Origin of the sequence: Proteus sp. CD3 (assembly GCF_008808075.1) — a bacterium.
GTDB lineage: Bacteria > Pseudomonadota > Gammaproteobacteria > Enterobacterales > Enterobacteriaceae > Proteus > Proteus appendicitidis.
In genome coordinates this window covers 3839049-3859922 of the sequence record NZ_CP019686.1, presented here as the reverse complement: position 1 = coordinate 3859922, position 20874 = coordinate 3839049, and the positions used below count along the sequence as shown (strand labels likewise).

Sequence of the window (20874 nt, the reverse complement as noted above, 5' to 3'; positions counted from 1 at the left end):
AAAAAACAAAGCTATTCTATTCATTGTTCTCTATACTGTTGTGCATCAACAGAATTCGTGTTTATTAGCAAACTAAATTTAAACCACTCGGTTGGAGGAAAAGTTATGCGCCATCCATTAGTCATGGGTAACTGGAAACTCAACGGCAGCATTCATATGGTTCATGAATTAATTGCTGCATTACGTAAAGAAGTTAGCGGTGTTGCGGGTTGTGATGTTGCTATCGCACCACCAACAGTTTACCTATGCCAAGCACGCCATGAAATTGGTGGAAGCCGTATTGCATTAGGTGCTCAAGATACAGGTGTTAACTTATCAGGTGCTTTCACTGGTGAAACTTCAGCAGAAATGCTGAAAAACGTTGATGTTAAATACGTTATCATTGGTCACTCTGAGCGTCGTACTTATCATAAAGAATCTGACGAGTTTATCGCTCAAAAATTCGGCGTGTTAAAAGAGTTAGGTTTAACACCAGTATTATGTATTGGTGAAACTGAAGCTGAAAACGAAGCTGGCAAAACTCAAGAAGTATGCGCTCGCCAAATCGATGCTGTGTTAAATGCACACGGCGCAGCAGCATTTAAAGATGCGGTTATCGCTTATGAGCCAATCTGGGCTATCGGTACAGGTAAATCTGCAACTCCAGCACAAGCTCAAGCTGTTCATAAATTTATTCGTGATCATATTGCGAAGAAAGATGCCGCTATCGCTGAACAAGTTATCATTCAATACGGTGGCTCTGTTAACGATAAAAATGCAGCAGAACTGTTTGGTCAACCAGACATCGATGGTGCATTAGTAGGTGGCGCTTCACTGAAAGCGGACGCATTTGCCGTTATCGTTAAAGCAGCAGCACAAGCTAAAGCGAAAAAATAATTTTTATCTTTCTGGCTTAAGCCGTTAATCGATAAAAAATAGAGAAAATCACCTTACTGAATATAAAGCAGAAGGTGATTTTTTTGTTTCTAGTCGTTTGATCAGCGACGACTTATTTCATCAAACACGCCACCTGTCGCAAAATGTATTTTCTGTGCAGATTGCCAATCACCAAAAACGTCATTAAGCGTAAATAACTCTAGTTTTGGAAAACTGCTTTGGTATTTTTCTGCTATCGCTTTATCTCTAGGGCGATAATAGTTTTTCGCAGCGATTTCTTGTCCTTCTGGTGAATAAAGATAGTCTAAGTAAGCGGTAGCGATTTCTCGCGTGCCTCGCTTATCAACCACTTTATCAACTACCGATACCGTCGGCTCTGCAAGAATAGATACTGATGGTGTGACTATCTCAAATTTATCTGCCCCTAATTCATTAATCGCTAATAAAGCTTCGTTTTCCCATGCAATCAATACATCACCAATGCCTCGCTCAACAAAAGTGTTTGTGGCTCCTCTTGCACCTGAATCTAACACCTCAACTTGCTGATAAAGTGCTTTAACAAATGCCTTAGCTTTTTCACTGTCTTGATGATTCGCTTTTAATCCGTAGCCCCATGCCGCAAGATAGTTCCATCTTGCACCACCAGACGTTTTAGGGTTTGGTGTAATAATGGAAACTCCTGGTTTAATTAATGAATCCCAATCTGTTATTTGCTTAGGGTTTCCTTTTCTCACCAGAAAAACGATCGTTGACGTGTAAGGGGCTGAGTTATCAGGAAGTCGTTTTAGCCACTGTTTATCAATACTCCCTCTTTGAGCGATGGCATCTATGTCATAAGCCAGCGCTAAAGTAACAACATCCGCCTCAATGCCATTGATAACTGATGTCGCTTGCTTTCCTGAGCCGCCATGTGATTGACGAATAGTGACTTTATCTCCCGTTTTCTGCTCCCAATACTGGCTAAATGCTTGGTTATACTGCTGATAAAGCTCTCTCGTTGGATCATAAGAGACATTCAATAATTGAATATCTTTAGCCCATAAAATATGAGAAAAAAGTAATGTCGCTAAAGCCGTTGATAATAAACCCCATCGTTTAAACATAGCTATCCATCCCCTATCGTTAAGTATTTAACTAGGCTGACAGAAAGTTTTATAACGATGAAATAACAAAAAGCCGATGGATATACACAACAGGAATATAGCTATCAATATAAAGGGGATAAGAAGAAACCAAGGAGGATAGAGATCGCTAAATGAAATGTTTTCACTCGAGAAGCTGCCCTGACACAAGGAAAATGTATCAGAGCAGTTCACGAATAAGGATAAAACTCAGAAAGGCTCTGGTATTACGGAAGATTAATTAATACAGTTTTTTCGCTGTTTCATACCAGTCAGCTTTAAAGACACGTTTCATATTCATAACCGCATCAATAATATCATGGTGAACCAGTTTTTCGTTTTGAATACCAACACAACGACCGCCGTAACCTTCTAATAGCAGTTGTACAGAGTAAGCACCCATGCGAGATGCAAGAATACGGTCGTAAGCAACTGGAGAACCACCACGCTGGATATGACCTAATACCGTTGCACGCGTTTCATGTTTAGTTTCAGCTTCAATAAAACGCGCTAATTCATGCACATCACAAACGTGTTCAGTGATTGCAACAATGGCGTGACGTTTACCACGTTCAATACCTGCTTTGATTTCTGCCAGTAATTCATCACGATCAAAAGGTAATTCAGATTCAGGCAGAACAACAAACTCACAGCCCCCAGCGATTGCCGCAGACAGTGTTAAATCACCACAGTAACGTCCCATGACTTCTACGATAGAGATACGTTTGTGAGATGTTGAGGTATCACGTAAGCGGTCAATGGCTTCAACAGCGGTTTCTAATGCAGTGAAATAACCGATGGTGTAGTCAGTACCCGCAACGTCATTATCGATGGTGCCCGGTAAACCGATACATGGAAAACCTGCTTCCGTTAATTTTTTTGCACCTAGATAAGAACCATCACCACCAATAACGACTAAAGCATCAAGCTCATTTTGTTTCATGTTTTCGATGGCAACAGCACGCACATTGTCTTCACGGAATTCAGGGAAACGAGCAGAACCAAGGAATGTACCACCACGATTGATCATGTCTGACACGCTAAAACGGTCGAGTTTTTTCATGCGATTTTCGTATAGCCCCATATAGCCATCCATAATCCCATAAACCTCTAAACCTTCACTTAGCGCGGCACGAACAACACCACGGATCGCGGCATTCATACCTGGTGCGTCACCACCACTTGTTAAAACCCCAATTCTTTTGATCCCATTGACCATGATTACCTCTGATTCTTATTCGATGTAATTATTGCAAAATTGTTGGAATAACTTTTTATCTCAATACCGGCTTATCTGGTATAATTTTCCGATATCGCAAATGCTGAATTGATTCAACAATACCATTGTACGCATATTTTTTGCCAGTTCATCATTATCGTACATTTTTTTTCATAAACTTGATGCGCATTAAACTAATCAGATAGCCTGTATAAATATTATACTAGCCTATCTCAAATACATTTCGCCAATAAGTTAACACTTTTTATACAGACACTTTACTGCCTTTTTGCATTCACCTCAAAAAAACGCTATTTATGCTAAAAATAGCATCGGCATCTTTTGATAAATATTCAGTTTTCTCTGATATGATATTCTATCTACCGTTTATCTCTCTATTTTGTGATGTCATTATTGCAAAGAAAAAAATGATCTAGGGTACATTTGTGGCTAACAACAAAGTTCTCTGGTTGATTTACCGCTTTTCAATCTAGGCTGAAGTGAAACTCACACTTAATAGGAGGTTTTATATTTGATTTAACGGGTTATCCGGGCTGGAGCTTCTACAGTGCAAGTAAGGTGGGATAATTAGGATTTGTGTATAGCGCAGCACTAGAATATGCACGTTATGGTATTACCATCATAGTATATTCTATGATACTTCTATAGTAATCACCTCCGTGAATGGAGACTCATTTAATTTAATCAAATCAATATATTAATTAATAATCAAGGCTATATATAAAAATACTATACAATCATTTATTGTTATGTGTTACCGTTACATGCAACCGTATCTATATACATTAACAATATCTATTATTAGCTGTATTTTTATGAAGAAAAAAAAATTTGCAACATTAAGAGCTTGGAATAGAAAACGAAATTATGTGATGAAAGATATTCGCTATTATTTCAACTTGTTTATAGAAAAAATCCTTTGGGATAAATCTAAAAAAACAACTATTGATTTCAACTCAGTAAAAACAATACTAATTTTGCGTAATGAAGGGAAAATAGGTGATGTCATTGTAGACACTGCAATCATAAAAATATTATCTCAACACGGCTATATAATTGATATTTTAGTTACATCAACAAATGAATCGATATTAAAATACAATAAGAACATAAGAAATACATATATTGCCAATAATATAACTCTTAATGATTTTATGAAGAAACACAACCACAATGTTAGTAAAGACGTTGTGAAAAAATTACATGAAAATAATTATGATCTAATCATAGACCCATCTATGTTTAATATTCCTATACATAGACCTCGCCTTTTAAAAGAAATTTCAGCAAAAAATGTTCTTAGCTTTAATAAAAAAAATTGGTTAAAACATTATAGTAAATCAATTTATTTTGATTATAATTTAGCTCATATAAAAAAATCATATGAGCTATTATTAGCGGAGTTTAATATTAATGAGGAAAGCATAGAATATGATATTTGCTATCCCAATAATATTGATGAAGAAATAGAGAGTTATTTATTTACTCTACCTAAAAACAATAAAAATATCATAGTAAACATATTTGCTGGTAGTGATGAACGTTGTTTATCTTTAACTCAGGCAAAAGAAATAGATGAAAAATTAAATTCCCTCTATAATGACATTAATATTATTATTTTAGATCATAAAAAAGTAATACCAGACAATACATTTAATCATGCAAAAGTATATATACCAAAATCGCTACAACACACTATTGCATTAATCTCAAAAGCAGATCTTGTTATATCACCTGATACCTCAATTGTGCATATTTCTGCAACATTCCAGCGTCCTCTAGTAGCAATATATAAAGACGCTATCCACAATAATAAGTTGTGGGGACCCGGCTATGATAATTCTCAACAGATTTTTGTTTCTAATGTAAAAACATATGAAGATAATAATATTGTTGAACAAATAATAGCTGCATCAGAAAAATATTTAGCTCCCAAATAGCAGTAATTCTCTTTATAAAAGAGCTACTAAAATAATGAAAAATACTCAGATAAAATATTTAAAAACACTTTTGAAATTTCTTATTTTGTAGTTTTAAATAGAGTTACTCAATAAAAAAAAGCCCCTCTCCAGAGGGGCTGCAAAAGACAGGGATGGTGTCTATGGCAAGGAAAAAACTTCGTTGTTGCTACTTACTCTCTAACTAGGTACTACTTTACTACACTCTTACTTCATTACTGATTCTGTTGACCTTGCTGGTCAAAATGTGACATTTTCTGTTGGTAATTCTTTTCTAACTGCGCTTTCTGTTCAGGGGTTAACAGCTGATACATTTGATTATGGACTTTCGCCATTTCAACATGGCGCTCTATTGCTTGTTTATCCATATCTTGCATTTGCGCTCTTACAGCGGCTTCATCAAATTGAGGTGCAGTGACTAACTTATGCATATTCTCATGATGTTGACGGTAGTTTCCGTTATATCTATCTTGATGATGCTGGCGCATTAAATCGCGCATTTGAGTACGTTGTTGCTCAGTTAGGGTGATACCGTTAAACATACGTGACTCGCTATAATTGCGATCCATCATATGTCCTCGTTGTCCGCGGTGACCTCGATAATCACGGTCACCATGCATTCCATAGTCATAACCGCAGTGAGAGTTACCATTATACTGTTGCTCAGTAGGTGGATTGGTATTTGTGGTTTCAGCTAATACCATCGTCGGAGCTGCTAAAAACATTGATGCTAGTGCAACTACTGCTACTTTACGCATTGCTTCACTCCTAATTCGGTAAATTAATACCGACCTAATTAATATGACTTCAATGTGTATAATTCATATGTGTAATTCTTTGCTATGTGGATTACTATACCGTTGCGGCTGCAAACTAGCGTCAGAGCGTGTAAAAGAACGTAAAGTCATAGATTCGCGCTATTTATTATCGTATTTTTCTCTTGGAGGAATTGACGAATGCATAAAATCTTATTAGTGGATGACGATCGCGAATTAACATCGCTATTGAAAGAACTGCTTGAAATGGAAGGCTTTAATGTTGTAATCGCCTCTGATGGCGAACAAGCACTTAAACTTTTGGATGCTTCTATCGACTTGTTATTACTGGATATCATGATGCCACGTAAAAACGGGATTGAGACACTCAAAGAGTTACGCCAAAATTTCCAGACCCCTGTCATTATGTTAACGGCAAGAGGCAGTGATCTTGACCGAGTACTTGGCCTAGAGCTAGGTGCTGATGATTATTTACCAAAACCATTTAATGATAGAGAGCTAGTTGCTCGTATCAGAGCTATTTTACGTCGTTCTAACTGGAGCGAACAAAAACAGACTGATAGCAATACATCTCCAACATTACAGGTTGATAAATTACAACTTAATCCTGGCCGACAAGAAGCAAGTTTTGATAATGAGCCGCTAGAGTTAACAGGAACTGAGTTTACTTTGCTTTATTTACTTGCTCAGCATTTAGGACAAGTCGTATCTCGTGAACATCTAAGCCAAGAAGTACTTGGCAAGCGCTTAACACCGTTTGATAGAGCGATTGATATGCATATTTCTAATTTACGCCGTAAATTACCAGAAAGAACAGATGGACAACCTTGGTTTAAAACTTTACGTGGCCGCGGTTATCTGATGGTTTCAATAACTTGATAAATATTCTTTATGATAAATAGTCTGTCAGCACGCATTTTCGCAATTTTCTGGCTGACGCTAGCATTAGTTCTCGTGCTAGTTATGATGGTTCCAAAGCTGGACTCGCGCCAGCTTACCCCTCTATTAGAGAGCGAATACCGTCAAGGCGTTATGCTAGAACAACATATTGAAGCGGAATTAGCTCAAGATCCCGCTAACGATCTCCTTTGGTGGCGTCGATTAATTCGTGCTATTGATAAATGGGCGCCTCCTGGTCAACGTTTAATTATCGTCACCAGTGAGGGACGTATTATTGGCGCTCAACGTAACGAGATGCAGGTTGTCAGAAACTTTATTGGTCAATCTGATAACGCTGATCACCCTAAAAAGAAAAAGTATGGCCGTTCTGAGATGTTAGGGCCTTTTTCTGTAAGGGATGGTGAAGATCATTACCAACTTTATCTCGTACGCCCTTCAAGTAGCCCTCAATCTGATTTTATCAACTTATTATTTGATAAACCGTTATTGCTACTCATATTCACCATGCTTATCAGCACGCCATTATTAGTATGGCTTTCTTGGAGCTTAGCAAAACCAGCAAGACAACTTAAAAATGCGGCTGATGATGTTGCTAAAGGTAACCTACGCCCTCACCCAGAGCTAGAGACTGGCCCTCAAGAGTTTTTAGCAGCAGGCACCAGTTTTAATCAGATGATAAGCGCTCTTGAACGTATGGTTGAGGCTCAACAACGTTTAATTTCTGATATTTCTCATGAGTTACGTACACCATTAACACGCTTACAATTAGCAAGCGCATTATTACGTCGTCGTAGTGGAGAAAGTAAAGAGCTAGAGCGTATTGAAACTGAAACTCAGCGCCTTGATGGCATGATTAATGACTTGCTAGTTCTTTCTCGTAATCAACATAAAAACGAGTTATTACGCGAGACGGTAAAAGCCAATGAATTGTGGGATGATATTTTAGATAACGCTAAATTTGAGGCTGAACAAAGTAATAAAACACTGCAAGTAACAACACCTCCGGGGGTATGGCCTATTTATTGCAATCCATATTCTCTGGCTAGTGCATTTGAAAATATTGTACGTAATGCCCTACGTTATTCCAACTCTCGTATTGAAGTGGCCTTTACTGAGCAAAACCAAGGCATCACGATTATTGTTGATGATGATGGCCCTGGCGTTAGCCCTGAAGATAGAGAGCATATCTTCCGACCGTTCTATCGCACTGATGAAGCAAGAGATCGTGAATCAGGAGGCACAGGCTTAGGTTTAGCGATTGTTGAAACCGCAGTGAGCCAACACAGAGGCCATGTTAAAGCCGATGACAGTCCATTAGGTGGGTTAAGGGTAGAGATTTGGTTGCCAAGAGCGGGTGCGAGCAATAAATAAGCAATTGACCTAATAGAGTAATTAAACTGTTGTATCAAAATATACTGCCATCTATTGAAGAATAGGTGGCATATTCTTTTTGTTAGCATCTAACGATGCAATTCAGAATGATCTGGCTGAATCGACCGCTATTCCGATATTTATATATCTACAATCAATGCTAAAATACCCAGCTATTACTTGACCGTCTGGTTTGAAGAGTCTACTCTCAGTGCGGTTTTTTGCATATTGTTAAAGTATGCTTATATAATAAAGCTCTTATATTACAATCAGATAGGAGCTTTTCGAGATAAATTTTGGCGCTCTGGGGGCCGTAAACCCAGTGCGGTAGCTTTGTAGAAAAGGCTATATCTAATTTATAGTTTCTTTAATATAAGATATTTAAATTATACGAAATTAGTAAATATTTTGTGTATATTTATTTTTCTATAAAATAAATATACCTTCTTAGGGTTTAAAAATGAAAGGTATTATTTTAGCTGGTGGTTCAGGAACAAGACTTTATCCAATCACAATGGGTGTATCTAAACAGTTACTACCTATTTATGATAAACCCATGATTTACTATCCATTGTCTGTATTAATGCTCGCGGGTATTAGAGAAATTCTTATTATTACAACACCTGAAGATCAAGATGGTTTTCAGCGCCTACTTAATGATGGTTCACAATTTGGTATCTCTATTCAATATGCTGTACAACCAAAACCTGAAGGGTTAGCCCAAGCATTTATTATTGGTGAAAAATTTATTGGTAATGATAGTGTCTGCCTAGTTTTAGGAGATAACATTTTTTGGGGACAAGGATTTTCACCAAAATTAATAAATGCAGCTAATAAAAAAAATGGTGCTACCGTTTTTGGATATGAAGTTCAAGATCCAGAAAGATTTGGGGTTGTTGAGTTTGATAATAATTTAAATGCAATTTCTATTGAAGAAAAACCTGAAAAACCAAAATCTAATTTTGCTGTCACTGGTTTATATTTTTATGATAATCAGGTTATTGATATTGCTAAAAATATCAAACCATCCTCTCGTGGTGAATTAGAAATAACAACCATTAACCAAGTTTATTTACAACAAAATAAATTAAGTGTTGAGTTGCTAGGACGTGGTTTTGCTTGGTTAGATACAGGAACTCACGATAGTTTACTTGATGCAGGTACATTTGTTGAAACAATAGAAAAAAGACAAGGATTTAAAATCGCTTGTTTAGAAGAGATTGCATATAAACAAAAGTGGATTTCAAAAGAAAAACTTAAAGTAGCCGCAAATCTATATAATAAAAACAGCTATGGTAAATATTTAGAGAAATTAATAACACATGAATAACTTAATAAAAATAATTGAATTTAAAATTCTTGGTGATAAAAGAGGCTCTCTTATATCTTTAGAAAATAACAATAATATACCGTTTGATATAAAAAGAACTTATTATATTTTTAATACTGAAAAGAATGTATCAAGAGGATTTCATGCCCATAAAGAGTTAAAACAACTTGCTATTTGTCTCAAAGGTAGTTGTGACTTTATTATGGATGATGGACAGAAAAGAGAAAAAATTACTTTAGACTCACCTAATGTAGGTTTAATTATTGATGCAATGCAATGGCATGAAATGCACAACTTTTCTGAAGACTGCATTATACTTGTATTGGCAGATAATATATATGATGAATCTGATTATATTAGAGATTATGATACCTTTAAAAAGAGCATAATAACAATATGATACATCCATTAAGCGACGTAAAAAGTAATAGTATCGGTTCAGGCACGAGAGTGTGGCAATATAGTATTATTTTTCAAAATGCTATTATTGGTAATGATTGTAATATCTGCGCTCACACTCTCATAGAGAATGATGTAATCATTGGTAATAATGTAACGGTAAAATCAGGTGTTTATATATGGGATGGAATAAGAATTGCTGACAACGTTTTTATTGGACCATCCGTAACATTCACAAATGATATTTTTCCGAGATCTAAACAATACCCTGAAAAATTTTTAATAACCCAAATAAATAAAGGGGCTTCAATTGGTGCTAATGCCACAATTCTTGCAGGAGTCACCTTGGGTGAAAACTGCATGGTTGGTGCGGGAAGTGTTGTTGTAAAAGATGTTCCAGATAACGCAGTTGTTATTGGTAATCCAGCAAAAATAATTCGTTTTATAAAATAGAGAAAAATAATGATTAATTTTCTAGATTTAAAAAAAATAAATGAGCTACATAATAAAGAATTAAAAGAAGCGTGTTCAAGAGTTATTGATTCTGGCTGGTATATTACAGGTAAAGAATTAGAAAGCTTTGAAACGAACTTTGCTAACTATTGCGGTGCAAAATATGCAATTGGTGTTGCTAACGGTTTAGATGCATTAACTCTGGTATTACGTGCATGGAAAGAACAAGGCAAATTACAATCTGGCGATGAAGTTATCATTCAAGCTAATACTTATATTGCTTCAATTCTAGCTATAACAGAAAATAATCTAGTACCAGTTTTAATTGAACCTGATAATAATACATATAACTTATCAATAGAAAATATTAAGTCAGCCATTACAGACAAAACTAAGGTTATATTACCAGTACATCTCTATGGACAAATTAATCCAATGAAAGAGATCATGGGAATAGCGAAAGAATACAACCTCCTTGTTTTAGAAGATTGTGCTCAATCACATGGTGCAAGTATTGATGGGATAAAAGCAGGAAATTGGGGTAATGCTGCTGGATTTAGTTTTTATCCAGGAAAAAACTTAGGTGCCTTAGGCGATGCCGGTATTATTACAACTAATGATGATGAATTAGCGAGTGTTGTAACAGCGCTACGCAACTATGGTTCTCATCAAAAATATTTAAATTTATATCAAGGTGTTAATAGCCGTTTAGATGAAATTCAGGCAGCTATACTAAATGTTAAATTAAATTACTTAGAAAAAGAAACTAAAATCCGTCAAGATATCGCTTTAATCTATCTGGAAAATATCAAAAATCCACTAATTAAATTACCAATTACTACTGAAGAATATATAAAAAATAAAGAGAATCATGTATGGCATTTGTTTGTTATTGCAACCGAACATAGAGATCTTCTACAAAAACACTTGATCGAGTGTGGTGTACAAACATTAATTCACTATCCAACGCCTCCTCATAAACAACAAGCATATAAAAAATATAATCATATCAATTTACCTATAACTGAAAAGATCCATAAAGAAGTCCTAAGTATCCCAATAAGCCCAGTTATGAATAAAGAAGAGATATATCAAGTTATTAATTCATGTAATTCATTCGTGATCAACTGATGACATTAATTAAAACATCTATACTAAGCCTGATAGCTACTTTTTTTAAAATGTTATCAGGTCTAGTTATTAATAAGGCTGTATCTGTATATATAGGCCCAGCCGGATTGGCTATTATTGGTCAATTTCAAAATTTTAGCCAACTTATACTGATTGTTGCTCAAGGAGCAATAAATAATGGCGTTGTAAAGTATACAGCTGAATATGGAAAAGAAAATAAATTATTACCCTTCTTATTTAGTACAGCATTAAAAATAAGCCTAATTACATCTATCAGCACTGGTGGAATATTAATAATATGCTCATCCTTTCTTTCCGTTAATATATTAAACGACATCAACTATAAATTTTTATATATATTATTTGGCTTTACCATTATATTATTTGTCCTGAATAATCTCTTGCTATCTATACTTAATGGACTTAAAGAAATTAGAATCTATATAAAAATAAATATAATACAAAGTCTATATTCATTAATATTCACTAGTGTACTAATACTTATACTAGGATTAAAAGGTGCTTTAATTGCATTAGCAACAAATCAATCAATTATTTTTTTCATCACTCTCTATATGTTACGGAAACATGAGATTATTATATGGAAAAATTTTCGTCACAACTATGATAAAAATATATCAAAAAAATTATTTTCTTATTCAGCAATGGCGATTACATCAGCTATAATGATACCATCATCTCAGTTCATTATTCGTAATTACATTGCAACAACTCAAGGTTTAGAGCAAGCAGGATATTGGCAAGGCGTTTGGTATATATCAAGTACTTATTTAATGATAGTAACCACAGCACTAAGCACCTATTACTTACCTCGTTTATCTGAAATAACTAATAAACTAGAATTGAAAAGAGAGATTATTCAAGGCTATAAAATATTGTTACCTATTGTTATGTCTTGTGGTCTAGCAATATACATATTGCGTGATTTTATAATTTATATCTTATTTTCTGATAATTTTATACCAATGAAACCACTCTTCACATGGCAAATTATTGGTGATATTTTTAAAATTGCATCATGGTTATTAGCATATGTAATGCTAGCTAAGTCTATGACAAAAACATTTATTATTAGTGAAGTCATATTCTCGATATCTTTAATTATATTCTCTTATCTACTAATATATCTTACAGGAACTATTGGTGCAACTTATGCCTATTGTTTAAATTATTCTATTTATTTTTTTACTATGTCATTTTTAATAAGTAAATACATTAGAGAAGCAATATAATGAAAAAAAAGTCTGTTCTTATCTATGGTGAATATAGTGGATATGGTAAATCATTAGTTAAAGGTTTCTTAGAAATTGGATACACTGCTCAAGTACTTAGTTTTTCTGGTGATGGTTTTAAAAAAATAAATACAGGAATGCAATTAAAAGGAAAAAACAAGCTCATAAAATTAATTTCCTTATTCTTATTAATCCCTAAAATTTTATCTTATAAAAACATTTTAGTAATGAATCCTGATTTCTTCAAACCTATATTTTTAGGACCTTTAATATTTTTACTGTTAAAATTAATGAATAAAAATATTATCCTCCTATGTTGTGGGGATGATGTCGAATTTATTAAGCAAGGGAAATTAGGAAATATTGAAAATTGGCCTTACACAGATATCGAACTTCCTAAAAAAAATTATTTTAATAGAAGAGTGGATATTTTAACTAATTATGTTATTTCTTCATCATCAAGAAAAATAATACCAGTAATGTATGATTATTATAAAGCATGGTCTCTATCTCAATATAAAGATAAATTAACTGAAACCATACCATTAGCTTGTGATGGAAATGTAAAAAAAATAAATAAAAAGAATTTTGATAAAGAAAAAATAGTGATAATGCATGGAATCAATAGGGAAGGCTTTAAAGGTAGCAAGGTAATAAAACAAGCACTTCAGAAAATAGAAGAAAAATACAAAGATAAAGTAGAAATATTATTTCCAGAAAAACTACCATTAACTGAATATTTACAGTTAATGGAGAAAGTAGATATAGCTATAGATCAAACTAAAAGTAATTCATATGGAATGAATGCTATCTATAGTATGTTGTCTGGTCATGTAGTATTAGCTCCAGCAAATGAGTTATTTCAATCTAATATTAAAATCAGCAACTGCCCTATTATTTCTATTAATAATACACCAGATAGCATAATTGATGCCCTAGAGAAATTAATTCTCGCACCAGATCAAATATATTCTAAAAAATTAGAAACTCAACAATACGCGATAAAACTACATAATTGCAAAAGTATTGCTATAAAAATAGATAAACATCTAAAAATATAACTACCTAATAATTACATTAAAAAATATCCAAAATAACTTATGAAAAAAGAACTCCCTTTAGTTTCAGTCATATTACCTGTTTACAATGCTGAAAAATTTGTTTTTGAATCAATAAATTCAATTCTTAATCAAACATACAATAACCTACAAATAATTATTATTAATGATGGTTCTGTTGATAATTCATTAAACATAATTAATTCATTTAATGATCAGAGAATTATAGTTATTTCTAGAGAAAATAAAGGTTTAATTTATTCATTAAATGAAGGGTTAAAACATTCAAAAGGGAATTTTATTTTACGAATGGATGCCGATGATATCGCAAAAGAAAATAGAATTGAAAGACAATTAGCTGAATTTAGAAAAAAACCACATTTATCTGTGGTCGGTTCATTTTGTGAACTTATTGATGAAGAAAATAATATTATAGGCTATAGAACTCCACCAAGATATAATTTTTATATTAAATCTAGTTGTTTTTTTGGTTCCCCATTTGTACATCCATCTGTTATGTTTAATAAAAGAAAGTTAAAAGAACAACTTTTTTATTCAGAGAAGTATAGATATGCTGAAGACTATGAATTATGGGCTAGATTATCACTAGATAAATCTATACAATTTTATAATATTCCAGAATATTTATTAAAATACCGAATATTAAAAACCTCAGTAAGTAGAAAAAATAATGAAGCCCAGAATAATATTAAATTAAAAATTCAAAAAGAATACTTCCTAAGAAAAATAAATAGCTCTCATGAAATTAATATTAAAAACTTAACATCCATTATTTTTTATCAGAAAAGAAAGATATATCTATTGCCCCAGATTTTATTTATATTGAAAATTAAAATTAATTCATTTTTTTCAAAATAAGAATATAACAATATGAAAAATATAACTTATTCAACCTTATTATTTCTTTTTATATTTAACTTTCCTATTATTGGTATAGTTAGCTCAGGTTATATTTCTGCTGCAATTGCAATTATTATAGTTTTATGTGATCCAAAAAAATGGCTCTACCTTAAAAAATTAATTGAAAATAATTTATTTCATTTATCTTTATTTATTTATCTATTATTTATCTCATTCGGTTTATTTAGTACCATAATAAATCAGTCATACGACATTACAATTTATAAAACGCTAATAAATAATATATTATCATTATCTTTTTGTATGTTTTTTGCTGTTATTTTTATTAACAATCAGCCTATAGAGAAATATTTCTCTATTATATTGATCCTTCAATCTATAATCATAATCTTAATGATGCTATCACCTGATATAAAAGTCATCATTCAAGATAATATCAGAACTACTGAAGAAATAGATAGAATGGCTACCTATGGTGGTGTAAGGGGATTAGGTTTATCTGGTTCTATTGCATTTGGTCTAGCAGCTACAATGGGATTATTAGGATATATATTATTTTATTGGGGAGTAAATAATTCAAAATTAAGTACCTCGTTATTTTTACTTATTTTTTTGATTTGTTTTATAGCTTCTCTTTCAGCTGGAAGAACATCATTTTTAGGCTTCCTTTTTGGATTTATATTTGCATATATACCAAGATTAAAACCATCTATACTACTTAAAAATATCTTAATTATTACCTTTTTATTATATCTAATATTTATATTATTAATGAGTATTCCTGAATTTAGAACTACAATAGAAAACTATTCTCTTTATGCATTTCAACCTATATATAAATTTTTAGAAACAGGTTCTTTTTCTGTTTCATCTACAGAAAAATTACAAAAAATGTATTTTCTTCCAAATGATAGTTGGACTATTTTATTTGGTGATGGTAAGTATACTAATATAGATAGTACATATTACATGCATACAGATGCTGGTTACATGAGATTTATGTTATATTTTGGTCTATTCGGAAGTCTTATCCCTTACATTGGTTTTATCTTAATAAGTTTCTTTTTTGCAAAAAATAGAAAAAAAATCAGCCCCGACAATAGATATTTCTTTTTAGGTATAACATTATTAGCCTTTATATATCATTATAAAGGTGAAATTATTTTTTTTAATATCTCATTCATGAAAATATTTTTTATATTGGGATTTTATTATATTTTAAAAAATAAACTAATATTAATTGAAAAACTTAAAGAAGAAAAAAATGTCAATAGAAATCGCAATATCAACCTTAAATGATGGAATATTTAATATTAAGTTAAGGAATGACTTTAACTATCTAATAGTTCATCAAATAACTAATAACAAAGATTATTCATTATATATTAACAGTATTTTAGATGTGAATGTGAGGTATATTAGCTCAAATGAAATCGGATTATCAAAAAGTAGAAATATAGCCATCAAAAATACTCATTCTGACTATATTTGGATAATGGATGATGATGTTACTATTTTAGATGATGCTCAAGAAAAAATAAATTCACTAATTTCTGAAAACCAAAATTGTGATATGTTTATTCTTAATCACAAGACTGTCAAAAAAAATAAAATTTCATATATTAATGAATATTCCGCAATGTCTGTATCATCTATTGATATGCTAATAAAAAAGAAAAGTATTATTGATAACAATATATTTTTTAATGAAAAATTTGGTTTGGGAACTCCACTACCATCAGGTGAAGAATATATTTTCACAATTGAAATGTTAAGAAAAAAACTCACTATTATAAAAACAAAAGATATTTTTTCATTTCATCCGGATATTTCATCTGGTAATGATTTTTATTCATCAAATAATAAACTACGAGCTAAGTTAGAAATGTTTTCTTTTTGGTATGGGGCTAAAATAGGAAAATTAATTTATATCGCTTTTATATTAAAAAAGATAAAACCTTTAATAAAAAACAAACGCTTTTTTAGTGCATTATTCATTTGAGATAATCTTTTCCAATTACTATCTAAATAATAAATGTCTTAAAGTTAATCAGGAATAATATGAAAATCACCATCTCCGGTACCGGCTATGTCGGTCTATCTAATGGGATACTTCTTTCCCAAAACAACACAGTTGTTGCGTTAGATATCAATAAAGAAAAAGTTGAATTACTGAATAAAAAAATCTCTCCAATTTCAGATAAAGAAATTGAAGAGTTTTTAGCAACCAAAAATCTTGATTTTACAGCAACTTTAGATAAAGAGTTCGCTTATAAAGATGCGGATTTTGTTATCATTGCAACACCGACCGATTATGATCCTAAAACTAACTACTTTAACACTTCTTCTGTAGAGTCCGTTATTCGTGATGTTTTAGAATATAATCCAAACACGACAATGATTATTAAATCAACAATTCCGGTTGGTTTTACCAAAGAAATGAGAGAGAAATATAATACGGATAATATTATTTTCTCCCCAGAATTCTTACGTGAAGGTCGTGCGCTTTACGATAACTTATATCCATCTCGTATTGTTATTGGTGAGCAATCCGAAAGAGCACAAAAATTTGCGGATCTTTTACAACAAGGTGCATTAAAAAAAGATATCGATGTTCTTTTCACTGATTCAACAGAAGCCGAAGCTATTAAATTATTTGCCAATACATATCTAGCGCTGCGTGTTGCTTACTTTAATGAATTAGATAGTTACGCTCAGGCTTATGGCCTAAATGCAAAACAAATTATTGAAGGTGTCTGTTTAGATCCGCGTATTGGCAATCACTATAATAACCCATCATTCGGTTACGGTGGCTACTGCTTACCAAAAGATACTAAACAACTATTAGCAAACTACGACTCTGTCCCTAATAATATTATTAGTGCAATCGTGGAAGCTAACCGCACACGTAAAGACTTTATTGCAGACTCTATTATTTCAAAATCGCCAAAAATCGTCGGTGTTTATCGTTTAATTATGAAATCAGGCTCTGATAATTTCCGCTCATCATCAATCCAAGGCATTATGAAACGAATTAAAGCCAAGGGAATCGAAGTGGTGATTTATGAACCTGAAATGAAAGAAGATACCTTCTTTAATTCGAGATTAGTTCGTGATTTAAATGAGTTTAAATCAATCTCTGATGTCATTATTACTAATAGAATGTCATCAGCACTAAATGATGTTGAAGAAAAAGTTTATACTCGTGACCTCTTTGGTAACGATTAATTATATATCTACTCTTAAGATTAGGCTGTAATTCTGATGTTATCCAAAAATACTAATTTTTTAATATCTATCATTATGCCATCCTATAATTCAGGAGAGTATATATGTAAGTCTATAGATTCCGTGCTAAGACAAACCTATAAAAATTTTGAATTAATAATTATTGATGATTGTTCTAATGATAATACTATTGAAATAGTGTCCTCTTATAAAGATGAGAGGATCAAAATATTAAAAAATGAAGCTAACCAAGGTGCTGGAATTACTCGTAATAAAGGATTATCACTTGCTAATGGGCGTTTTATTTGCTTTTTAGATAGCGATGATTATTGGCGAGAGGATAAGTTAGAAAAACAGCTTAATTTTATGTTATCTAATAAGATAGATTTTTGTTTTTCTGCTTATGATAGAGTTTCTGAAGATAACACTTTTATCTGTAAAATTGGGGTTCCTGAAAAAGTAAGTTATTCAGACATGCTAAAGGTCTGTTCTATTGGTTGTTTAACAGTAATGTTTGATAAAGAGAAATTTAATGATTTTTCAATGCCATCAATAAGAAAAAGACAAGATTATGCTCTCTGGCTAAAACTACTGAAACAAACACCTTATGCCTACGGGATAAATGAGTCTCTTGGTTATTATAATATAAGAGAAAATTCAATCTCTTCCAATAAACTTAATGCAGCAAAGTATCAATGGCGAATTTATAGAGAAGAAGAAAGATTAAATATCTTTCATTCTATTTATTATTTCTCTCACTATGCTTTCAATGGTTTTTTTAGATCTAAATTTCCATCTTTAGCTAAAAAAATAGGTGTTTTAAAATAACACTCATTTTAAATACCCAGTATTAGGCTTTATATGCTCAATATCGTCTTATTTGAACCCGAAATTCCACCGAATACGGGTAATATTATCCGCCTGTGTGCTAACACAGGCTTTCATCTCCATTTGATCCAACCATTGGGTTTTACTTGGGATGATAAACGTCTTCGTCGTGCAGGGCTTGATTATCGTGAGTTTGCTGATATTAAACAACATCACGATTACTATGCTTTTTTAGAAAGTGAAGGTTTAAATCCTGATAATGCACAATCACCAACAGGTGCGCGTGTATTTGCTTTAACGACAAAAGGGACACCAGCACATAGTAATGTGAGCTATCAAGATGGAGATTATCTCCTGTTTGGACCTGAAACTCGTGGCTTGCCACCTTATGTATTGGATAATATGCCAACACAACAGAAAATCAGAGTTCCAATGCTTGCAGATAGCCGTAGTATGAACCTGTCAAATACTGTAGCAGTTGTAGTTTTCGAGGCATGGCGTCAACTAGGTTATCCTGGTGCATTATTAAGAGACTGAAATGCAAAAAGCGCTACTCATTAATAATGAGCAAGCGCTTTTTTTTATTTAATCCAAAGATATTAAAACGTCATTTAATCTATTTCTGGTCGTTTTATATCAGCAACAACCTTCGTAATATACCGACACCCTTCCCCTACATCTTTCAACACCAAAGCATGAGCGCCAATCACGGCATTATCACCTACCACTATCTCTCCGCCAATAATCGATGAGTTACAACCAATATAAACGTTATCACCGACTCGAATATCCGCTTTGCCATCTTTCTCTTTTACACCAATTGTCACGCCTTGCATTAAAGTCACGTTTTCACCTAACTGACAGTAATTAGTCAGTACAATCCCGATAGGATGCGGTAATGAAAGACCTTTGCCTATACGTGTTCTTAGTGAGATATCGTTGCAATATTTACGATTATTGTTAGCACCAATGCGAGTGCCTAATTTTTTAAGAAAACGATGGTTAGAGAAATAAAAGAATTGGGCGACACGCCACCAAAATAGATAACGTGAGCGTTGGCAGAAAAAAACACGGTGCAAAAGCCTTATCCAACTAAAAGGCTTGTTATCACCAATATATTCAGCGTGTAAACAAGCCTTAAGTTCAGAGAGTGTGACTTCGGTTAATGCCATTAAATACCATCACCACATTCAAAACCGGGTACCACACCATTAAAGTGTTGATCCATATCGAGTGAAGGCTTGTCACTGGTCGGTTTACCCACAATGCGAGCAGGAACGCCAGCAACCGTGGTGTGTGCTGGCACTTCATGTAATACCACTGATCCCGCACCAATTTTAGCACCGCGACCAATCTCAATATTACCAAGTATTTTAGCGCCGGCACCAATCATCACACCTTCGCGTACTTTAGGATGACGATCACCGCAAGTTTTACCTGTTCCCCCTAAGGTAACAGACTGTAAAATAGAAACATCATTCTCTACGATAGCCGTTTCACCAATCACAATACCTGTTGCGTGATCGAGCATAATGCCATGACCAATACGGGCAGCAGGATGAATATCAACACCAAAAGTAACTGAAATCTGGTTTTGTAGGTAAATGGCGAGTGCTTTACGATCTTGCCCCCATAACCAATGGGCTATGCGGTAAGCTTGTAAGGCATGAAAACCTTTTAGATAAAGCAAAGGTGTGGAGTATTTATCAACAGCAGGATCGCGTAAACGAACAGCAGAAATATCATAAGCGGCAGATTCAATCATAGAATTATCGCTACGATATGCTTCTTCAACAATCTCACGCACAGCAATCGCAGGCATTGTCTGAGTTGCCAGCTTGTTCGCCAACATATAACTTAAAGCACTGCCTAAATTTTCATGCTTGAGTAATGTCGCATGGAAGAAACTGGCCAAAATTGGCTCGCAATCTGCCAAACATCTTGCTTCATTTTTAATATGATCCCAGACTCTTTTTAATTCTTCTAGCGACATACTCACTCTCATTCTTTTACATTGAAGCCTAAGTAAAAACTTAGGCTTCTTATGTTTGAAACAGAAATAAATAGCTG

Annotated in this window: 21 protein-coding genes; 16 read left to right on the top strand and 5 right to left on the bottom strand. The window is 33.1% G+C overall.

Annotation, left to right across the window (positions count from 1 at the left end; genetic code table 11):
- The first annotated feature begins 105 nt into the window (after positions 1-105).
- Entirely contained in the window at positions 106-876 is a 771-nt protein-coding gene (tpiA, locus tag BTA34_RS17215) for a triose-phosphate isomerase (protein WP_151436590.1), read from the top strand.
- A 101-nt stretch (positions 877-977) separates the two neighbouring features.
- Here tpiA and BTA34_RS17210 read toward each other — a convergent pair whose 3' ends face one another.
- Both BTA34_RS17210 and pfkA read right to left on the bottom strand, forming a co-directional pair.
- Positions 978-1979, bottom strand: coding sequence for a sulfate ABC transporter substrate-binding protein (locus tag BTA34_RS17210; protein ID WP_151436589.1), 1002 nt, complete (start codon positions 1977-1979; stop codon positions 978-980).
- A 259-nt stretch (positions 1980-2238) separates the two neighbouring features.
- Complete coding sequence (gene pfkA / locus BTA34_RS17205; protein ID WP_151436588.1) at positions 2239-3216, bottom strand: 6-phosphofructokinase; 978 nt, start codon at positions 3214-3216, stop codon at positions 2239-2241.
- An 836-nt stretch (positions 3217-4052) separates the two neighbouring features.
- On the opposite strand from pfkA, the gene BTA34_RS17200 reads away from it, so the two are divergent.
- Positions 4053-5177, top strand: coding sequence for a glycosyltransferase family 9 protein (locus BTA34_RS17200; protein ID WP_265576124.1), 1125 nt, complete (start codon positions 4053-4055; stop codon positions 5175-5177).
- Between the two features lie 233 nt (positions 5178-5410).
- On the opposite strand, the gene cpxP is transcribed toward BTA34_RS17200, so the two are convergent.
- Positions 5411-5953 carry a cell-envelope stress modulator CpxP gene (gene cpxP / locus BTA34_RS17195; protein ID WP_151436586.1) on the bottom strand — a complete coding sequence of 181 codons (543 nt, stop codon included), beginning with the start codon at positions 5951-5953 and terminating at the stop codon, positions 5411-5413.
- Positions 5954-6151: 198 nt separating this feature from the next.
- Here cpxP and cpxR point away from each other — a divergent pair, with 198 nt between their 5' ends.
- The 14 genes from cpxR to trmL all read left to right on the top strand — a co-directional run bounded on the left by cpxR (position 6152) and on the right by trmL (position 19341).
- The gene (gene cpxR / locus BTA34_RS17190) at positions 6152-6850 is read left to right on the top strand and encodes an envelope stress response regulator transcription factor CpxR (RefSeq protein ID WP_023583423.1); all 699 of its coding nucleotides are present in this window, start codon (positions 6152-6154) and stop codon (positions 6848-6850) included.
- A gap of 12 nt (positions 6851-6862) precedes the next feature.
- Positions 6863-8242, top strand: a complete 1380-nt coding sequence (gene cpxA / locus BTA34_RS17185; protein ID WP_151436585.1) for an envelope stress sensor histidine kinase CpxA — start codon at positions 6863-6865, stop codon at positions 8240-8242.
- A 460-nt stretch (positions 8243-8702) separates the two neighbouring features.
- Positions 8703-9572: a glucose-1-phosphate thymidylyltransferase RfbA gene (gene rfbA / locus BTA34_RS17180; protein ID WP_151436584.1), complete on the top strand. Its 870-nt coding sequence runs from the start codon at positions 8703-8705 to the stop codon at positions 9570-9572.
- Entirely contained in the window at positions 9565-9972 is a 408-nt protein-coding gene (locus tag BTA34_RS17175) for a sugar 3,4-ketoisomerase (RefSeq protein ID WP_151436583.1), read from the top strand. The genes rfbA and BTA34_RS17175 overlap by 8 nt, the downstream gene beginning before the upstream one ends.
- Positions 9969-10424: an acyltransferase gene (locus BTA34_RS17170; RefSeq protein WP_151436582.1), complete on the top strand. Its 456-nt coding sequence runs from the start codon at positions 9969-9971 to the stop codon at positions 10422-10424. Before BTA34_RS17175 ends, BTA34_RS17170 begins: the two co-directional genes overlap by 4 nt.
- Positions 10425-10433: 9 nt before the next feature.
- A complete protein-coding gene (locus BTA34_RS17165; RefSeq protein ID WP_151436581.1) occupies positions 10434-11555 on the top strand; it encodes a DegT/DnrJ/EryC1/StrS family aminotransferase in 1122 nt (373 codons plus the stop codon).
- Positions 11555-12808 (top strand): O-antigen translocase, encoded by a 1254-nt coding sequence (locus BTA34_RS17160; protein WP_151436580.1) that lies wholly within the window; start codon positions 11555-11557, stop codon positions 12806-12808. Before BTA34_RS17165 ends, BTA34_RS17160 begins: the two co-directional genes overlap by 1 nt.
- Complete coding sequence (locus BTA34_RS17155) at positions 12808-13869, top strand: glycosyltransferase (RefSeq protein WP_151436579.1); 1062 nt, start codon at positions 12808-12810, stop codon at positions 13867-13869. Before BTA34_RS17160 ends, BTA34_RS17155 begins: the two co-directional genes overlap by 1 nt.
- Positions 13870-13908: 39 nt before the next feature.
- The gene (locus tag BTA34_RS17150; RefSeq protein ID WP_151436578.1) at positions 13909-14745 is read left to right on the top strand and encodes a glycosyltransferase; all 837 of its coding nucleotides are present in this window, start codon (positions 13909-13911) and stop codon (positions 14743-14745) included.
- Positions 14746-14757: 12 nt separating this feature from the next.
- Positions 14758-16047: a hypothetical protein gene (locus tag BTA34_RS17145; RefSeq protein WP_151436577.1), complete on the top strand. Its 1290-nt coding sequence runs from the start codon at positions 14758-14760 to the stop codon at positions 16045-16047.
- Entirely contained in the window at positions 16013-16750 is a 738-nt protein-coding gene (locus BTA34_RS17140; protein ID WP_151436576.1) for a glycosyltransferase family 2 protein, read from the top strand. Before BTA34_RS17145 ends, BTA34_RS17140 begins: the two co-directional genes overlap by 35 nt.
- A gap of 59 nt (positions 16751-16809) precedes the next feature.
- Positions 16810-17976 (top strand): nucleotide sugar dehydrogenase, encoded by a 1167-nt coding sequence (locus BTA34_RS17135; RefSeq protein ID WP_151436575.1) that lies wholly within the window; start codon positions 16810-16812, stop codon positions 17974-17976.
- Positions 17977-18012: 36 nt separating this feature from the next.
- Positions 18013-18804, top strand: a complete 792-nt coding sequence (locus BTA34_RS17130; protein WP_151436574.1) for a glycosyltransferase family 2 protein — start codon at positions 18013-18015, stop codon at positions 18802-18804.
- Positions 18805-18837: 33 nt separating this feature from the next.
- Entirely contained in the window at positions 18838-19341 is a 504-nt protein-coding gene (gene trmL / locus BTA34_RS17125) for a tRNA (uridine(34)/cytosine(34)/5-carboxymethylaminomethyluridine(34)-2'-O)-methyltransferase TrmL (RefSeq protein ID WP_036933349.1), read from the top strand.
- A 74-nt stretch (positions 19342-19415) separates the two neighbouring features.
- Here trmL and BTA34_RS17120 read toward each other — a convergent pair whose 3' ends face one another.
- Both BTA34_RS17120 and cysE read right to left on the bottom strand, forming a co-directional pair.
- The gene (locus BTA34_RS17120; RefSeq protein WP_151436573.1) at positions 19416-19976 is read right to left on the bottom strand and encodes a serine acetyltransferase; all 561 of its coding nucleotides are present in this window, start codon (positions 19974-19976) and stop codon (positions 19416-19418) included.
- Positions 19976-20797 carry a serine O-acetyltransferase gene (cysE, locus tag BTA34_RS17115; protein WP_036914561.1) on the bottom strand — a complete coding sequence of 274 codons (822 nt, stop codon included), beginning with the start codon at positions 20795-20797 and terminating at the stop codon, positions 19976-19978. The genes BTA34_RS17120 and cysE overlap by 1 nt, the downstream gene beginning before the upstream one ends.
- Positions 20798-20874 lie beyond the last annotated feature (77 nt).